Raw genomic sequence first — 382 nt, forward strand, 5'->3', positions numbered from 1 at the left:
CCCCCCGCCCCTCCCCCGGGGGTCGACGGCCGCCGCTCCCGGAGGAGCCGACGGTGCTCCGTGGGACTGCGCGTGGTCCCCCACCGGGTGGCCCGGGTGCGTCGGCTGGTGGAGGACCAACTCCGTCGTTGGGAGCTCCCGGAGCTGGTCGACACCGTGCTGTTGGGCACCAGCGAACTGGTGGCCAACGTCCACCGGCACGCGGGACCGGACAACCGCTGCACCGTCGAACTGGTGCTGCGCGGGGACCGGTTGACGGTGATCGTGAGCGATCACGGACCGGGCCTGCCCCGCGAGCGCCGGGCGGGCCGGGACGCCCGGAGCGGGCGGGGGCTGACGCTGGTGGCCGCCCTGGGCGAGAGCTGGGGGGCCCGGGCCAGGC

At 77.0% G+C, this 382-nt stretch carries 1 protein-coding gene; it reads left to right on the forward strand.

Going from position 1 to position 382, the window contains the following annotated elements:
- Positions 1 to 60: 60 nt before the first annotated feature.
- A partial coding sequence (locus tag FOE67_RS28600) for an ATP-binding protein (protein WP_182667664.1) occupies positions 61 to 382 on the forward strand: 322 nt, incomplete at its 3' end.

Source organism: Streptomyces calidiresistens (assembly GCF_014141525.1).
In the GTDB taxonomy this organism is placed as follows: domain Bacteria; phylum Actinomycetota; class Actinomycetes; order Streptomycetales; family Streptomycetaceae; genus Streptomyces; species Streptomyces calidiresistens.